Annotated in this window: 7 protein-coding genes and 3 pseudogenes; 6 read left to right on the top strand and 4 right to left on the bottom strand. The window is 62.5% G+C overall.

What is annotated here, in order from left to right:
• The first annotated feature begins 145 nt into the window (after positions 1–145).
• Both XpopCFBP1817_RS02635 and XpopCFBP1817_RS02630 read left to right on the top strand, forming a co-directional pair.
• The gene (locus XpopCFBP1817_RS02635) at positions 146–5,155 is read left to right on the top strand and encodes an NAD-glutamate dehydrogenase (RefSeq protein ID WP_128415867.1); all 5,010 of its coding nucleotides are present in this window, start codon (positions 146–148) and stop codon (positions 5,153–5,155) included.
• 553 nt (positions 5,156–5,708) lie between these two features.
• Positions 5,709–5,966, top strand: a complete 258-nt coding sequence (locus tag XpopCFBP1817_RS02630) for a hypothetical protein (RefSeq protein WP_244171042.1) — start codon at positions 5,709–5,711, stop codon at positions 5,964–5,966.
• 125 nt (positions 5,967–6,091) lie between these two features.
• Here XpopCFBP1817_RS02630 and XpopCFBP1817_RS02625 read toward each other — a convergent pair.
• From XpopCFBP1817_RS02625 to XpopCFBP1817_RS02610, 4 genes and pseudogenes are all read right to left on the bottom strand, one after another.
• Positions 6,092–6,358: pseudogene (locus XpopCFBP1817_RS02625) on the bottom strand (transposase); the annotation flags it as partial.
• Between the two features lie 761 nt (positions 6,359–7,119).
• On the bottom strand, positions 7,120–8,550 hold the full coding sequence (locus XpopCFBP1817_RS02620) for a DHA2 family efflux MFS transporter permease subunit (protein WP_128415865.1): 1,431 nt from the start codon (positions 8,548–8,550) through the stop codon (positions 7,120–7,122).
• A gap of 345 nt (positions 8,551–8,895) precedes the next feature.
• Entirely contained in the window at positions 8,896–9,888 is a 993-nt protein-coding gene (locus tag XpopCFBP1817_RS02615) for an HD-GYP domain-containing protein (RefSeq protein ID WP_128415864.1), read from the bottom strand.
• A 32-nt stretch (positions 9,889–9,920) separates the two neighbouring features.
• A pseudogene (locus XpopCFBP1817_RS02610) lies at positions 9,921–13,442 on the bottom strand (response regulator); the annotation flags it as partial.
• Between XpopCFBP1817_RS02610 and XpopCFBP1817_RS23870 the strand changes: the two are divergent.
• From XpopCFBP1817_RS23870 to XpopCFBP1817_RS21515, 4 genes and pseudogenes are all read left to right on the top strand, one after another.
• Positions 13,341–13,637: pseudogene (locus tag XpopCFBP1817_RS23870) on the top strand (helix-turn-helix domain-containing protein); the annotation flags it as partial. The pseudogenes XpopCFBP1817_RS02610 and XpopCFBP1817_RS23870 overlap by 102 nt on opposite strands.
• Positions 13,638–13,995: 358 nt before the next feature.
• The gene (locus tag XpopCFBP1817_RS23865) at positions 13,996–14,343 is read left to right on the top strand and encodes an SEC-C metal-binding domain-containing protein (protein ID WP_128415863.1); all 348 of its coding nucleotides are present in this window, start codon (positions 13,996–13,998) and stop codon (positions 14,341–14,343) included.
• 624 nt (positions 14,344–14,967) lie between these two features.
• On the top strand, positions 14,968–15,591 hold the full coding sequence (locus XpopCFBP1817_RS02595) for a VC1465 family Xer recombination activation factor (protein ID WP_279627091.1): 624 nt from the start codon (positions 14,968–14,970) through the stop codon (positions 15,589–15,591).
• Positions 15,592–16,160: 569 nt separating this feature from the next.
• Positions 16,161–16,433 (top strand): hypothetical protein, encoded by a 273-nt coding sequence (locus XpopCFBP1817_RS21515; RefSeq protein ID WP_158251266.1) that lies wholly within the window; start codon positions 16,161–16,163, stop codon positions 16,431–16,433.
• Positions 16,434–16,644 lie beyond the last annotated feature (211 nt).

The raw sequence follows: 16,644 nt of genomic DNA, 5'->3' as shown, positions 1-16,644 counted from the left end.
CGCGCCTCTGCCGGGAACTACACAGCGGTAACGCTTCTGCAGCCTGCGCGCGCCGACTACGGGATGAGGATTGCGCGATGCAGCAAGGCGTGATCATCGCGCATCGGTACAATTCAGGTTTCCCACCGAGCATCCCAGCGCTCTCATGACAGCCAAGAAAGCCGCTTCGAAATCGTCCACGACGCAGACCAAGCCGGTCGCCGAACGTGCCGTCCCCGTGCTTGCCGGCGCACCGCAGGCGGTCGCGCTGGAGCCGGTGTTTGCCGCATTGCGCAAGCGCTACCCGGCTGCCTGCCAGGCCGAAGTGCAGCTGTTCGCAGCCGGCTTTTATCGCCGCATGGAAGAGGACGAGTTTCCCAACCATCCGCCCGAGCAGTGGGCGGCGCTGGCGGCCGACATGCTGGAATTCGCACGCACGCGCAAGGCCGGTACGGTCAATGTCCGGGTGTTCAACCCGACCTTGAAGAGCCACGGTTACGAGTCGCCGCACACGCTGCTGGAGATCGTCAACGACGACATGCCGTTCCTGGTGGACTCGGTGAGCATGACGCTGTCGGACCTGGGCATCGGCGTGCATGTGCTCGGTCACCCGGTGCTGCGCATCGCGCGCGACAAGGCCGGCAAGCTCACCGCGGTGGGCGAGGGCAAGAGCGAGTCGCTGATGGTGCTGGAGATCGACCGCCAGCCCGCCGACGACATGCCCAAGGTGGAAGCGGCGGTGCGCAAGGTGCTGGCCGAAGTGCGCGCGATCGTGCACGACTGGGCTGCGATGCGCGAACGCATGGTGATGCTGGCCGACGACCTGGCCACACGCCGCCTGCCGATGGACGACATCAGCCGCCACGAGGCGCAGGAATTCCTGCGTTGGGCCTCGGCCGACCACTTCACCTTCTTCGGCTATCGCGAATACCGCGTGGAGAAGCAGGGCGGGCAGGACGTGCTGGCGCCGGTGGAAGAGACCGGGTTGGGCCTGATGCGCGGCCACGACACCTCGCCAGCGCGCCCGGTGACCATGTTGGCGGCGCACGGCTTGAATACCACCTCCAAGCTCAAGGACGCGCTGATCCTGACCAAGACCAATGCGCGCTCGCGCGTGCATCGGGTCGGCTACATGGATTACATCGGCATCCTGGAGTTCGATGCTAAGGGTCGCATCGTCGGCGAGCAGCGCTTCCTGGGCCTGTTCACGTCCAGCGCCTACAACCGCCGCCCGTGGGAAATTCCGTTGGTGCGTCAGCGCCACGAATACGTGATGAGCAAGTCCGGGCTGACTCCAAGCAGCCATAGCGGCAAGGCGCTGCGGCACATTCTGGAAACGCTGCCGCGCGAGGAACTGTTTCAGTCCAACGAAGAAGAGCTGTATCGCACTGCGATCGGCATTCTCGGCCTGCAGGAGCGCGTGCGTAGCCGCATGTTCCTGCGCCGCGACAAGTACAGCCGCTTTATTTCCGCGCTGGTGTATATCCCGCGCGAGCGCTTCAACACCGATGTGCGCCTGCGCATCGAAGCCTTGTTGAAAGATGCGTTGCATGGCGAGTACATCGACTCCAGCGTGGTGCTGGGCGAGTCGCCGCTGGCGCAGCTGCATCTGATCGTGCGGCCCAAGAGTGGCGAGGCGCTGGAATTCAATACCACCGAACTGGAATCGCGGCTGGCGCATCTGCTGCGCAATTGGCGCGACGCTTTGCGCGAGGCGCTGGTGGCGCGGCATGGCGAAGCCAACGGCTTGCGCATGGCGGCCAACTTCGGCCGTGCATTGCCGGCCGGCTATATCGAAGAGTCCTCGATCGAATCGGCGGTGTCCGATGTCGAGCATCTTGCTGCGCTGGATGGCCCTGACGATCTGCATCTGAGCCTGCAGGAAATCCGTCGCGACGACGGCATGCGCCTGGACGCCGGCGAAGGCCTGCGCCTGAAGCTGTACCGCCAGCTCGACGACATTCCGCTGTCGGATGCGATGCCGATGATGGAGAACATGGGCCTGCGGGTGATCTCCGAGCGGCCGTACCGGCTGCAGGTGGGCGAGACGCCGGTGTATATCCAGGATTTCGAGGTCGAATCCACCGCCGGCAAGATCAACGCCGCCCACGCCGATGCCGGCTTTGGCGAAGCGTTCGAGCGGATCTGGAATGGCGATGCCGAGAACGACGGTTTCAACCGCCTGATTCTGGCCGCCGGCCTGCATTGGCGCCAGGTCGCGTTGCTGCGCGGTTACTGCAAGTACCTGTTGCAGACGGCGGTGCCGTTTTCGCAGGCCTATGTCGAGGTCACGTTCACCCGTTACCCGCTGTTGGCGCGCTTGTTGGTGGAATTGTTCGAAGCGCGCTTCGACCCATCCACCGGCAACGAAACCAAGGCGCAGATCTTCGCCGGGCAGGAACGGCTGCGCGAGGAACTGTCGGTGTTCGCGGCCGGCGACGAAGCCACGCTCAAGGCATTGGAGCCGGTGCTGCAGGCACGTGGCAGCGACCGCAGCGCGCAGCAGGAGGCCACCCGCGCCACGCTGCTGAAATTGATGGATCGCGTCGCCAGCCTGGACGAAGACCGCATCCTGCGCAGCTTCATCGATGTGATCGATGCCACGCTGCGCACCAACCACTACCAGACCGACAAGAGCGGCAAGCACGGCCACTGCATCAGCTTCAAGCTGGATTCGGCAATCGTGCCGGATCTGCCCAAGCCGCGTCCGTACCGCGAGATCTTTGTCTACAGCCCGCGGGTGGAAGGCGTGCATCTGCGCTTCGGCGCGTTGGCGCGTGGCGGCCTGCGCTGGTCGGACCGGCGCGAGGATTTCCGCACCGAGGTGCTGGGCCTGGTCAAGGCGCAGATGGTCAAGAACACCGTCATCGTACCGGTCGGTGCCAAGGGCGGTTTCTACGTCAAGCGTTCGCCGGTCGGTGGCGACCGCGACGCAGTGCAGGCCGAAGGCATCGCCTGCTACAAGTTGTTTATCCAGAGCCTGCTCGATATCACCGACAACATCGTCGGGGGCAAGATCGTGCCGCCACCGCAGGTGGTGCGTCACGACCAGGACGACCCTTACCTGGTGGTTGCCGCCGACAAGGGCACCGCCACGTTCTCCGACATCGCCAACGGGCTGGCGCTGGATCACGGTTTCTGGACGGGCGATGCGTTCGCTTCCGGCGGCTCGATCGGTTACGACCACAAGGGCATGGGCATTACCGCGCGGGGCGCGTGGGAGTCGGTCAAACGGCACTTCCGTGCGATGGGGCGCGATTGCCAAAGCCAGGATGTCAGCGTTGTCGGCATCGGTGACATGTCCGGCGACGTGTTCGGCAACGGCATGCTGTTGTCGCGGCATATCCGCCTGCTGGCTGCGTTCGATCACCGGCATATTTTCCTGGACCCGACGCCGGACCCGGTCGCCTCGTTCGCCGAGCGCGAGCGCCTGTTCAAGCTGCCGCGTTCCAGCTGGGCCGACTACGACGCCAAGCTGATCAGCACCGGCGGCGGCCTCTATCCGCGCACGCTCAAATCCATCGACATCAGCGCGCCGGTGCGCGAGGCACTAGGTCTGGAATCCAACGTCAAGCAACTCTCGCCGAACGCGCTGATGAACGCCATCCTCAAAGCACCGGTGGATCTGTTCTGGAATGGCGGCATCGGTACCTACGTCAAGTCGTCCAGCGAGTCGCACGCCGATGTGGGCGATCGCGCCAACATCGGCCTGCGCGTCAATGGCGGCGAGTTGCGCTGCAAGGTGGTGGGCGAGGGCGGCAATCTGGGCCTGACCCAGCTCGGCCGTATCGAAGCTGCGCAAACCGGCGTGCTGCTCAACACCGACTTCATCGACAACTCGGCCGGCGTGGACACCTCCGATCACGAGGTGAACATCAAGATCCTGCTCAACGACATGGTGCAGGCCAAGAAGCTCACCTACGAGGCACGCAACACGCTGCTGGCCTCGATGACCGACGAAGTGGCCGACCTGGTGCTGTGGGACAACTACCGCCAGAACCAGGCGATCAGCCTGATGGAGCGGATGAGCGTCAAGCGCCTCGGTTCCAAGCAGCACTTCATCCGCACGCTGGAACTGCAAGGCCTGCTCGATCGCCAGATCGAGTTCCTGCCCTCCGATGCCGAACTGTCCGCACGCAAGGCGCGCGGGCAGGGCATGTCGCGTCCGGAGCTGTCGGTGCTGCTGTCGTACTCCAAGCTGGTGGCCTTCCAGCAGCTGCTGGAATCGGATATTCCCGAAGACCCGTATCTGTCCAAGGAATTGCAGCGTTACTTCCCGCAGCCGCTGCAGAAAAAATACGCCGATGCGATGGAGCGTCACCGCCTCAAGCGCGAAATCATCGCCACTGCGGTGACCAACACCACCATCAACCGCATGGGCGCCACCTTTCTGATGCGCATGCAGGAAGACACCGGCCGCAGCATCGGCGAGGTTGCCAAGGCCTACACCATCAGCCGCGAAACGCTGGACGCGCGCGCGCTGTGGACGCAGATCGATGCGCTGGACGGCAAGGTGCCCGAGTCGGTGCAGATCGATGCGCTGGAAGTGATCTGGCGCCTGCAACGCTCGTTCGTGCGTTGGCTGCTGTTCCGCCCCGGCCCGATGCCCGGCATCACCGCTGCGGTGGAGCGTTACCACGGCCCGTTCAACGACATCCGTGTGGCCTCGGGCGTGCTCTCGGACACGCAGCGCCCGCAGTACGAGTCCAGCGTACAGGAGTGGCAGGACAAGGGCCTGACCCCGGCGCTGGCGCAGCAATTGTCCGAGCTGCGCTATCTGGAGCCGGCGTTCGACATCATCGAAACCGCACGCACCCGCAAGCTCAAGCCGGTGGACGTCTCCAAGGTGCATTTCCGCCTGGGCGAAGCGCTGCGGCTGCCGTGGTTGTTCGAGCAGATCGACGCGCTGGAGGTCAACGGCCGTTGGCACGCGGTGGCACGTGGCGTATTGCGCGACGAGCTGGCCGCACACCAACGCGCGCTGGTCGGCCAGGTGCTGACCATGCCCGGCATCAGTGCCGAGGACAAGGTGGCCCACTGGCTGGCACGCGACGATTCCAGCCTGCGCTTCACCCTGGCCATGCTCACCGACGTGGCCGAGCAAAAGACCCTGGACTACCCGACCGTGTCGGTCGCAGTGCAGAGGTTGGGGCAGTTGGCGGCGCACGGGTTGTAACCGCAATATCCGCAGTGGCGAGACACTGTTTCGCCACCACGGTGCCCGCAGCTCGCCGTGTTGTCATTTGCGTCTACGAAAAATGCCGCCTTAGCGCGGCTTTTTTTGTACACAACTGCGGCACTTGACACTCTTGGCTGCCGCAATAAAGATCTCTTTGCTGCGGTAACTCCCACAGCCGGGTGTGGAAGCCCGAAATCCAAGGCGCACAAGCGCCCACACTGTCGATGCAGGCGCTTTTTTTGTGCTTGCTGATTGATGGCGGGGCGTGCTCGTCAGCTTTATGGCGGGCGGTGCGCGGGGACCGCAAGGCCCGCCGGCCCTTGGACCGGTCTTCCAACCGCGCACCGTCCGCCACCTCGTTTGGAAGCGGGGTGACGGACTCCATCATCCAAGGAGAGCCATCATGCCGCGCAACAACTCTGCCCATTCGGGCAGCACTGCATCAGATTCACGTGCCACAAGCCCCGATGCACCCAATCGCACCACGGAGTATGAAGACGTGTTCTTCCGTCGACTGTCCGAGTGACGTGGTGCGGAAGCAACCAACGGCATCCATTGGTCCGATCTGCCGATGCAACTTGGCCTGGCTCTCAAATGCGCACATATCGATCACTGCTTGCTAGGCCTGCAGGGCGTGTTGGAAATGCTGCATGCCAGTGAGGCAGCCCGTGAGGCAGCCCGTGAGGCTGGCCAATCTGGCTTGGACGGCGAGCTCACCGACCGCTTGCTCTATGCGTCGCGTGCGCTGGCTGAGTCGGGAAAAGAATCGCTCAATGCGTTGCAAGAACGTATTGCAGCTACATCGTAAAAGGCAGCGCGAACGTCAGTTATCGAACGGCGACGGACTTTCTGCATCCTGGTTGCGAGAGATGTTGGGTGCTCAGCACCCAATTACCAGTGCTGACCTGATTGCTGATAACCAGTAAGGGCTACGGCACCGCGCCGCAAGGTCGGGATCTCGTGCAACGCTTCTTCCATCGCCGGGTCGAGCGCATACCACTGCTGCAGCAGATGAATCTTCAACGTCGTGGACAGGGCGTACGGCTGCCGATCAGTGCGTCTTGACACCGGATAGTATGGCGCGATAAGCCCGAGCAATTGCTGCCACGGTACGACCTGCTCCATCTCGGCCAGGAAGATCTGGCGGCGGGTCTGTTTGCGCTTGCCCAGGCCCTCAGCGTCACCGAACGTCAGTTGCATGGACGCTTCCTCAACGTGAGCGGATAGTGTCGCGCATCTTGGGTGCGTTGTTCAGAGGTTCCTGGATGCCAAGCAAGGTCTCGTTCTAGCTGTTCATGGGCATGAGAGCGAATGTTTATCCCGATGCTCTCAGTCTGAGAGTGACGTACATCCCTAGACTCATGCCGCTTGATTCAAAATCTTGACCTAAAAAAATGACGTGCTTACCTTCATTCGCTGCGGATTTGAGCGGGCCGGACTTTTGCGCGCTTTCAGCAGTAAGAACGACTGCATCACTCGCACTTCTAGCCAGGTCTGCATCAGTCGTTCCGGCTGGCAGGCCTGAGGCTTTGCGCTTGCGTGGTGGATCTGCCAGGTAGTGTTTTGCGTGCCACTCTCTATTCTTGTGCTGACTGAAAAGTGCCTTGTCCGAAGCCTCCGTAGGGGGCTGCGAATCCGAAAGGGCGGGTAATCTTTACCGTATTCTGCTCTCTTAGTTTCTGGATCGACTGTTTCAGGTTGCTTTTGTCGGACCCGTCAGCACCGATGTCGGGAATTGCCGCTAGCTCAATTTCGATCTCGGTGGTAACGCATATCTCGTAACGTTGCGGGGGTAGCTACTTTTTAAGGTCTATCCCATGCTGGACAATGTAGTTCCAAGCGCATTAATCAATGTAGACATACAATTTCATGCATTAAGCCGCCGGTTTTCAAGCTTGGTTATCGGAGGACATTACGCGATTTTCTGATGGTTTTCGATTGCAGGCGGGCGGTCCTAATGCCTAAGCCCGATGCCCGCTCATTTCCTGCCCGGCATGCTTGTCGAAGCGCACATGCCACCAGGTGGCGCTGAGCGAGATCAGGCTGACTACGCAGAAGGCCAGCGAGAAATCGCGTTGCTGCGGTTGCAGGTGATCGCCGGCCAGCATCGCCAGTTTGAGGATCATCGCGCCAGCGCACACGCCCACCGACAGCATCAGCTGCTGCAAGGTGGTGTACAGGCTGCTGGCACGGCTCATGCGCCAGGCAGGCACGTTTTCGTAAGCGATGGTGTTGTAGGCGGCGAACTGGAACGACATGAAGGCGCCGCAGCACAGCAGCAGGCCGAACATCAGCGCCGGTGGCCAGTCGGGCCTGAAAAAGGCGCACACCATGTAGCCCAGGCTGGCGAGCACGCCGTTGCCGATCAGGCTGTTGCGATAGCCGAAGCGGCGCAGTAACTGCGGGGTGAGGCTGCGCATCAGCAGTGCGCCGAGCGCGGTGGCCAGGATCAAGCGCCCGCTGTGCGCGGCGCTCATGCCGAAGCCGATCTGGAACAGCAGCGGCAGCAGGAACGGATGCGCGCCCTGGGTGATGCGCATCAGCGCACCACCGATCACCGACAGCCGGAACGAGTCGATCCGCAGCAGTGTCAGATCCAGCAACGGGGCAGGGTGATGGCGCGCATGCCACAGATACCCAACTGCCGCAGCGCCGCCGATCGCCAACAGCCAGCTCGCCTCGCCGATGCCGTTTTCCTGGCTGACCATTTCCAGGCCGAACAACAGGCAGCCCAATGCGGTTCCGCACAGCACGAAGCCGCGCAGGTCGAAGCGTGCGGGGGCCGATTCGCTGGGAATATCCGGGATGAAACGTCGCACCAGCAAAAAGCCGGCGATGCCGATCGGCACGTTGATGTAGAAAATCCAGCGCCAATCCAGACACGAGACGAAAAATCCGCCCAGCGGCGGGCCCAGCATCGGGCCGATAAAGGCCGGCACCAATGTCCAGGCCATCGCCGACACCAGGTGCCGGCGCTCCACGGTACGCAACAGGATCAGCCGGCCTAGCGGGGCCATCATCGCGCCGCCGGCGCCTTGCAGCACGCGCGCGGCGACCATGATGGGCAGACTGTCGGCCAGCGAACACAGGATCGAGCCGCCAACGAACACCCAGATCGATGCGCCAAATACGCGACGCAGGCCGAGGCGGTCGGCGATGGCGCCACTGGCCGGAATCAGCACCGCCAGCGCCAGCAGGTAACTGGTCATGGCGATGCTCATGGCCGGCGCGGCGACGCCGAAGTCGCGCGCCAGGGTCGGCAGCGCGGTCGCCAGCACCGTGGCGTCCATCTGCTCCATGAAAATGGCGCAGGCCAGGATCAGCGAGATGATGCGGTAATCGGGATAACGCGGAAGCGGCGTGACGCCGGCCTCGGACACGCTGGAGGACATCGGACTCTCGGTTGCGGGGCCGCTGCGGGGCCGCATCGATGGCGCCGCAGACGGCGACCGGATCGGCCCGCGCCTGGCGCAACCTGAGTATTGTCCGCTCGTGTGGGCCGAGGTTCAAGCGCGTGGGGTGGAACGGTGCATGCGTGTTGATGTAGACACGCTGGTCTGGATGTTGGGGTGTCGGCGTTGATGCCGAGATGGGTAGCCGGGGCGCTGATGCTGATGTAGAGCGCGCGCAGTGATAGCGCGCCGGCTGGTCGTACCCCGGCTGGTCATCCCCTCATCCGGCGCTATGCGCCACCTTCTCCCATCGCAAAAAGGAAGGTGTTGTCGATAGCTTTCAGATCAATGCTGTGCGGCCGGGCTGTCCCAGGCGTCCTTGATGTGCAGGATCTTCGGCAATGCCTGGCGGAAATGCTGCACCAGGCGCGGTTCCAGTTGTTTGCCGGCCATGCTTTCAAGCTTGCGCATGGCGTCTTCCACCGCCCATGGGGCCTTGTAGGCGCGCCGCCCGCATAGCGCGTCGAAGACGTCGGCCACTGCCACGATGCGCGCCGCTTCGGGAATGGCATCGCCTGCCAAGCCCCTGGGGTAGCCGCTGCCGTCCCAGCATTCGTGATGATGCAGCGCGATTTCTGCGGCCAGTCGAAACATCGGGCCGCGGCCGTGGCGCAGCAAATCGTGCCCCACCTGCGGATGCTGCCGCACCACCGAGCGTTCGTGTTCGTCCAGCGAATCGGGCTTGTGCAGGGTGCTGCCGGGAACCGCGATCTTGCCGGCGTCGTGCAGCGGCGCGGCGTCTTGCAGCAGCTGCGCCTGCTGCGTTGACCAACCCACTGTTTCGGCCAGCACGCGCGTATACGCGGCCATGCGCCAGATATGCGCGCCGGTGTCGGCGTCCTGGCCTTGGCCGGCGGTACCGAGCAGATGGATCGCATCGCGGTATTGCTGCGCCAGGCGCGCGTTTTCGGTCAGCGTCAGTTGGGTGGCGATGCGTGCCTTGAGCAACGCTGGCGAGTAGGGCTTGCTGACGTAATCGGCCGCGCCCGCTTCCAGCCCCACACGCTCGTCGTGTTCGCTGCTGCGCGAGATCACGAACAGGATCGGGATGGTGATGCTGGAGGGCTGCTGCTTGAGCGTGCGCGCTACCGCATACCCGTCCATGTCGGGTAATTCGACATCCAGCAGGATCAGTGCCGGCGCGTGGCGTCTCACCGCGTCCAACGCTTCGCCGCCGGATTTGGCGAACACCAGCGGGAAATCGTCTCGCAACAGCTGGCGCAGCGTCGCCAGGTTGCTGGATTCGTCGTCGACGCAGAGCATTGGACGGGACGGCATGGTGGATCCTTGCGAACCGGCGCGGGCGGCGGTCAGCTGAAGTGGGTGGCCTGCCAATCGCGCAAGGTGGCTGCGGCGCGATGGAAGTCGAAATCTTCGACGGCGCGTTGCAGTTCTTCCTGCAGGTTACCCGGCAAATGGGGCGCGCAGATCAGCAGCGCGTGGTCGATCTTGTCGGCGTCGTCGCTGGCGAAGGCGGCCTGCAGGATCTGCACGCTGTCTTTGTCCAGCGCGACACCATCGTCGCCAGTGACTTCGTCGCTCTGGCTGCTTTGCAGGAAGGCATGGATCGCGGTGGCGGTGCGCTGCATGGTGTCTTTGAGCGCAGTCAACGCCGAGATGAGATCGTGGCCTTGATCGATCCGGCTTTCCAGATCTCCGGCCGCACCGGCCAGCGCCGGCAATGCCAGCGAACCTGCCGCGCCGCGCAGCTTGTGCGCCAGCGCGCCGATGGCCGCCAATTCGTTGTTGCGCAGATGCTCGGCAGCGGTCTGCGCCGGTTCTGGATGATCGCGCAGCAGCTTGAGCAGGTAGCGCGCGTACGGCTCGCGTTCGCGCCACAGGCTGCGCGCGCGCGCCGCATCCAGCACTTCCGGATCGGCGTGTTGCCACTCCTCGCTGGCGTGCTGCTCGGTCTGGGGCGCAAGCGCGGGAATACGGTGCAGCGCCGGCTGCAGGAAATGGCGGATGGCGGTGACCAGTTCCTCCACGTTGAAGGGCTTGGCGATGAAGCCGTTCATGCCGGCTTCCAGCGCTTTTTCCTGCTGCGGGCGGAATGCGCCGGCAGTGAGCGCGATCACCGGCAGGCTGGCCAGCGCAGGGATCTGTCGCAGCCGCCGCGTCGCTTCATAGCCATCCACCACCGGCATTTGCACATCCATCAGCACCAGATGGAAAAGATCCGGCGCGCGCTTGAGCGTGTTGACCGCCTGTTCGCCATCGTGGGCGACGGTGACCCTGGCGCCTTCGCCTTCGAGAATGCGTTGTGCCACTTCGCAATTGATCTCGCTGTCGTCCACCAGCAGCAGATGCGCGCCTTCCAGCCGGCGCGCGACAACGGTGGGCGTGGCGGGGCGTGCGCCAGGGCGCCCGTCGATCAGTTGCTCCACCAGCCGATGCAATGCCGCACTGGTCACCGGCTTGGTCATTACCGCATCCAGATCCTGTTGTTCGGGATGTTGCTCCAGTAGACGGCGCTCGTACGCGGTGACCATCACGATTACCGGATGCGGGCCAGCTGTTGCACGCGCACGGATCTGGTGCGCGATCGCCACGCCGTCGATGTCTGGCATGCGCCAGTCGAGCAAGAAGATGTCGTAGGGCTCGCTCGCCTGTTCGATCGCCTGCAACGCGGCCTGGCCGCTGGCCACCGCATCCACGCGCCAGCCGAGTTCGGTGGCGATGCGCACCAGATTGTTGAGCGCCGCATCGTGGTCGTCGGCGATCAATACGCGCGGCATCGACTCTAACGGCAGCGTCGGCAACTCGCGCTGCGCCTGCGGTGGCGCGGATTTTTCCAGTGTCACCACGAAATAGAATTCGCTGCCGCGCCCCGGCACGCTCTCCACTTCCAGCTCGCCGCCCATCAATTCGATCAAGCGTCGGCTGATGGTCAGGCCCAGGCCGCTGCCGCCGTAACGCCGGCTGGTGGAGGTGTCGGCTTGCAGAAACGGCGAGAAGATCAGGTTCTGCTTTTCCTTTGAAATGCCGATGCCGGTGTCGCGTACCGAGAACAACAGCTTGAGCTTGTTCGGGTCTCCACTGGGGAAGCGCCGCACCGACAGCACCACTTCGCCTTGTTCGGTGAACTTGATCGCATTGCCGACCAGATTGACCAGCACCTGATTGATGCGCAATGCATCGCCGAGCAGCCAGCGGCTGTCGCGCGGCAACGGTTCGACGATCATTTCCACCGGCTTGGCGCTAAGCGAAGAACGCATCAGGTCGGCGATATTGTCGAACAGCTGGTTGAGGTCGAACGGTGCGCGTTCCAGATCGATGCGGCCGGCCTCGATCTTGGAAAAATCCAGGATGTCATTGATGATTTCCAGCAGCGAGCGCGCAGACCGATCGATCTTGGCAACCATGTCCAACGCTGCAGCGGGCAGTTCGCTACGTTGAAGCAGATACAGCATGCCCAGGATGGCGTTCATCGGGGTGCGGATTTCGTGGCTCATATTGGCCAGGAAATCGGACTTGGACTGGTTGGCGCTCTTGGCCGCATCCATTGCCAGACGCAGCTGTTTTTCGTGCAGTTTTTGCTCGGTGAGATCTACTGCCACGCCCAGGTAGCCGATCACTTGATCGTTGTCGTCGCGCAAGGTGCTCAGGGTGAGCAACACCGGCAGGTGGCGGCCTTCGTGACTGACATAGGTCCATTCGCTGGTGTCGCTGCGGCCGAGGCTGGTCAGTGCGGCAACGGCCTCCAACGTATGCGCCACCGGGCTACCGGTTTGATCGGCGAGCAGATGCGCGCGCTTCTGCAGTTCTTCCGGCTCGATGAACTGGCTAGCCTTGCGCCGGCCGATCACATCGTCGGCCCGGTAGCCCAGCAGCTTTTCTGCGGCCGGATTGAACAGCGTGACAAAGCCGCTGGAATCGGTGGCGATGATGGCGTAACCGGCGTGCGCCAGAATCGCACGTTGCAGTGCGGAGAACTTGACCAGCTCGCTGGTGCGCTCGGCCACCTGGTGTTCGAGCGATGCATTGAGATCGACGATGCGCTGGTGCGAACGCACGCGCTCGGAGATGTCGCGGAAGAAATGCGAATGCCCGGTGAGGGTGTCGTCGCCTTCAAGGATCGGCGCCTTGCTGGCCAGCACATAGACCGCGTAGCCATCGCGATGGCGCATGGTCTGCGCTGCAGACGTTATCAACGGATGCGGTTCGTCGGGGTGTTCGATTTCAGGGGCCGCATACGGCTGCGGCAATAGCAGCGTTGCCAAGGTGCGGCCGATCGCCTCTTCGCAGGTGTAACCGAACATCGTCTCGGCCGCAGGATTCCAGTGCGTGATGCGTCCATCCGGGGTTTCGGCAACGATCGCTTCGCTGGAATTGCTGACCAGCGCGGCCAGTTCCATCTGTTTGCGCAGCACTTCTTCACGGCGCAATCCGTTGCTGAAATACAAGCCGAGCAATGCTGCAAACAGCGCAGACGCACCCATCACCAGGCTGCCGATCAACCAAGGCGAGGTCTGGTGGATGGATGCGAGAAAGCTGGCGGTGGGGTGTGCGGTGATGATCCAGGTGCGCCCATAGATGGGCAGCAATTGCACGACCGGCGGACGACGTGCACTGTCGCTCGATGGCGTGCCGCTGCGATAGAACGTGTGCGTCGGCTCGTTCTTGTCGGACAAATCCAGCGCCACGTCATCGCGCTCGCCCAACGCGCTTTGCACCATCTGTCCGACGCTGAAAGGCGCATACACCCAGCCAGTGGTCGCCAGCATGCGTTGTTGCGGCGTCTGCAGCGGCATTCCTTCGCGATAAACCGCCAGCAGCACCAGAAAGCCGCTCTCGCTGGGAGTGCGATAACCCAACAGCGAGACCGCGGATTCACTCGCGAGCAGGCTGCGCGCTTCCTCAACGTTAGCGTTCGAACTATTGGACATTGGGAGACGGGTAGGGCGCGGCCGACCTATGCCGCTTTCAAGTTGCTCCGTGTATATCGGCATGGCGATCTGATCCACCCCGAGTGGCGCAGCTGCTTTATCAATCATCGCGGTGCCCTTGTGACCGCTGAGGGTCGTGAGATTAAGGCAACAGACCTGGACTGGCTTTCTCTTCTGTTCCGCCGCGCTCATATGATGGGGCCGCTGCTTCGTGAGCTTGATGCCCTAAAGAAACAGTTCCAAATCCTCTCATCTGCTCGGCCTGCGCCAAAGTGGTGCCAAAATGGTGCCGTTATGACACTCAGGACGGCGCAGTACGACTCTGCGAAGCGGGAGTTGTTCTGCGTCGAAACCCTTGCGCTGCAATGGTTTCCGTGTGATTCTTGGGTTGCCTTGGCTGCTTCGGGAAGACTCCCCTCGTCTAACAGGGGAGTCAGTGGATTCAGAAACCTCGGTTTTGCTTCCCATGCGCTGAAAGTGGTGCCAAACTGGTGCCATGAACGAATCAACCAAAGCTCCACGAGAACGGCTAAATCTTCGGCTTCCGCCCGATCTGAAAGCGCAACTCCAGCAGTATTCCGAGTCGTTGGGTGTTCCACTCAATACCGCAGCGATTCTTGTCCTTCGCACCTACCTTCCTGCTGCCCTAAGCAATGGGATGCAGTCGCCCAGGCCAGCAAAGCCGGTCAAACAGGCTCCTCCCGTGCAGCCTCCGGCTGCGCCACCTCCTGCTGTGAGCCGCTTGCTCTCGACTCCAGCAGGCAGGCCCCGTGTAGGGCGGAACGAGCCGTGCCCCTGCGGCAGCGGCAAGAAGGCCAAGCAATGCCATCCGGAGTGGACCTAAATCGTGACGCGTCACGAAATGCCGGCGGTGGCATGTGAGCGCCGATATCGATTACCTGCGTCAGGCGGTCACTCGACTGCAGGAGGTTGTTGCAGCGGCCTATGCCGTTCGCGCTGAGCGCAATGCTGAGGGTGCCGTGTCGATCGCTGAGCGGATCGCCATGGCCTCTGTTGTAGAGGACTGTGAGACCTGGTTGGCACAGGCGCAACGCCGGTTATCCGCTGCATATCGTGAACGATATGACTTGGCCGCCTCCGGACGGAGCATGCAACGGAGCGACCGAGCGAGGGTGCGTGCGCGGGCCGATGGCGGCCCTCGTGTTGGTTGACCATTTCCGCTTAGCGGTCAGCACGGCGATAGTCGCTGTGTGGCTGCTTGTGGGGTGCAGGGGCTGCGCCCCTGCGGGTATGGCGCATGGATGCGCCGCTCTGCACTTAGCGGCTGGAGCCGCGCAAGAGTGCGGGCCAGGGCCGGGCGCTAACCCGACTGCTGACCCGTTTTTTCATGCCTATCAGGGCAATTCTTGCCGGTGGCAGCAACCACCGGCAGCACTCAGGGCCGCGTTGGAGGCGGCACGCATATGAAGACACAGAACCGGGTCGGACATAATATATATTATGCGAAATGGGCCGTGTCCCCTTTAGGGGGCGCGGCCGGCCATCTGCACTGCAGCTCCAGCACCAGGCAGAACAGTTCCGCACTGCCAGGCTGATGCAGTCACTGACGGTCAAGGCCTGCGCCCAGCTGCTGCGCGTTAGCGTCAGGACCATCGCCAACTGGGAGTCTGCTCGATCGGAGATCCCGTACAGCGCCTACAAGCTGATGCGCGTCCTGCGTGGCCGCAAGCTGCTCGGACCTGCCTGGTCAGGCTTCCAGATCCTTGGCGACGTCCTGGTCACTCCTGAAGGCCGTGAGCTGCGATCCGTCGACCTGGCTTGGTGGTCCTTCCTCGTCCTGCAGGCGCAGGAGTTCCGCAATGAGCGTGCGCGCCGGCGTGACGGGCCTCCAGTCCTCGTGGCCACGGCGATGGCATATCATTGCCAGGCTCCGAACTGGATCGTCAAAGCACCTGTGTCTACCAGGTGTCTACAGGGTGTCGACACATCTGGGACCTTTTCACCGGCTGGGCCGGTCAATAAGAGCTCCGTTGTCCTCGATCGCCGCATGACCTTCGTAGCTGCAGCCGGCCGACCACCGGTTGGCCCGAGCAGTAACACGGGCCAAAAGTCAGAACGGAGCCACGCATGAAGGTCGAGATCCTCACGGGTGCCCGCAAGACGGCTCCCAACGTCCGCCTTGTTGAGCCGCTCAAGACTGAAGCGTCGACTAAAGCCAAGACCCTCGGCATCTCGCTCAACGCCCTTGTATCGATGGCTGTCCGCCAGTACCTCGATGGTGAAAAGCCTCAGGTGCCTGCCAAGCCGCACGATCCACTCCCTCAGCTCGTTGCTTCGTCGCCTGGCATGCGCAATGCGCTCGATAACACCCGCCCAGCTTGGGCGTCGCGACAACCTGGAGCTTCAGCGATGGGTGGGCGCGACGCCCCCCTGCCCGGTCCTGGCAAGAACAAGCTCAGTGTCAAAGCCCGGCCTGGTCACACGTGTACGAACCACGGAGGTGAGATCCGAGGCATGCCTTGCCCACGAATGGCCGTCTTTCTTCTATGTCCAGACCGCGTCGTTCCTGCCGGAGTCCTTGGAGCCTCTTTTCAGCATGAGTACGTAGCCGCGGAGAGCTACTCCGAGCGCCGATGGCAAAACTCTCGCTCACAGCTTGAGTTCTAATTTCGTAACGCATCACCAAATACAGGGGGAACTATGCATCCGCGCACCCGATTTCGCGCTCGTTGTCATCGCCGCTTACGCAACTATCGCTATGGTGTTTTGGGCTTCTACCGCTCAGTCACGTTCCCTATCCTCAAGCCTCATTGGTGGGCCATGCTCAAGTACATGCGGGTCTTCTTTTTCTTCTGGAAGACCATTGATCGACCAGATCTTGCAGTCCGCTTTGGTCGCATCTGGCCAGCCAAGCTCGAGATTTGTGTCAACTCGCTCAACGAGGGTGGCGATCGCCGCGTAGTGTTTATGTGACGCGTCACGGAAGTATCTACAGAGGGGTGCGGGAGCACCCCGCGCAAACAGTTGTAGATCCCACTGCCCGCCTCGGCAACGACGCGGGCATTTTGTTGGGCGAAGCATCGACAAAAACCCGCACCATGCAGACTTATGGGCACCTCGAACAACCAAGTCGTAGCCGTGGTGACACGCACTGGATGATGACCATACCTTCAAAAAATCAGCG

The sequence above is a fragment of the Xanthomonas populi genome (assembly GCF_002940065.1).
In the GTDB taxonomy this organism is placed as follows: Bacteria; Pseudomonadota; Gammaproteobacteria; order Xanthomonadales; family Xanthomonadaceae; genus Xanthomonas; species Xanthomonas populi.
The sequence above is the reverse complement of the archived record's forward strand: the minus strand, read 5'-3'. Positions and strand labels throughout refer to the sequence as shown.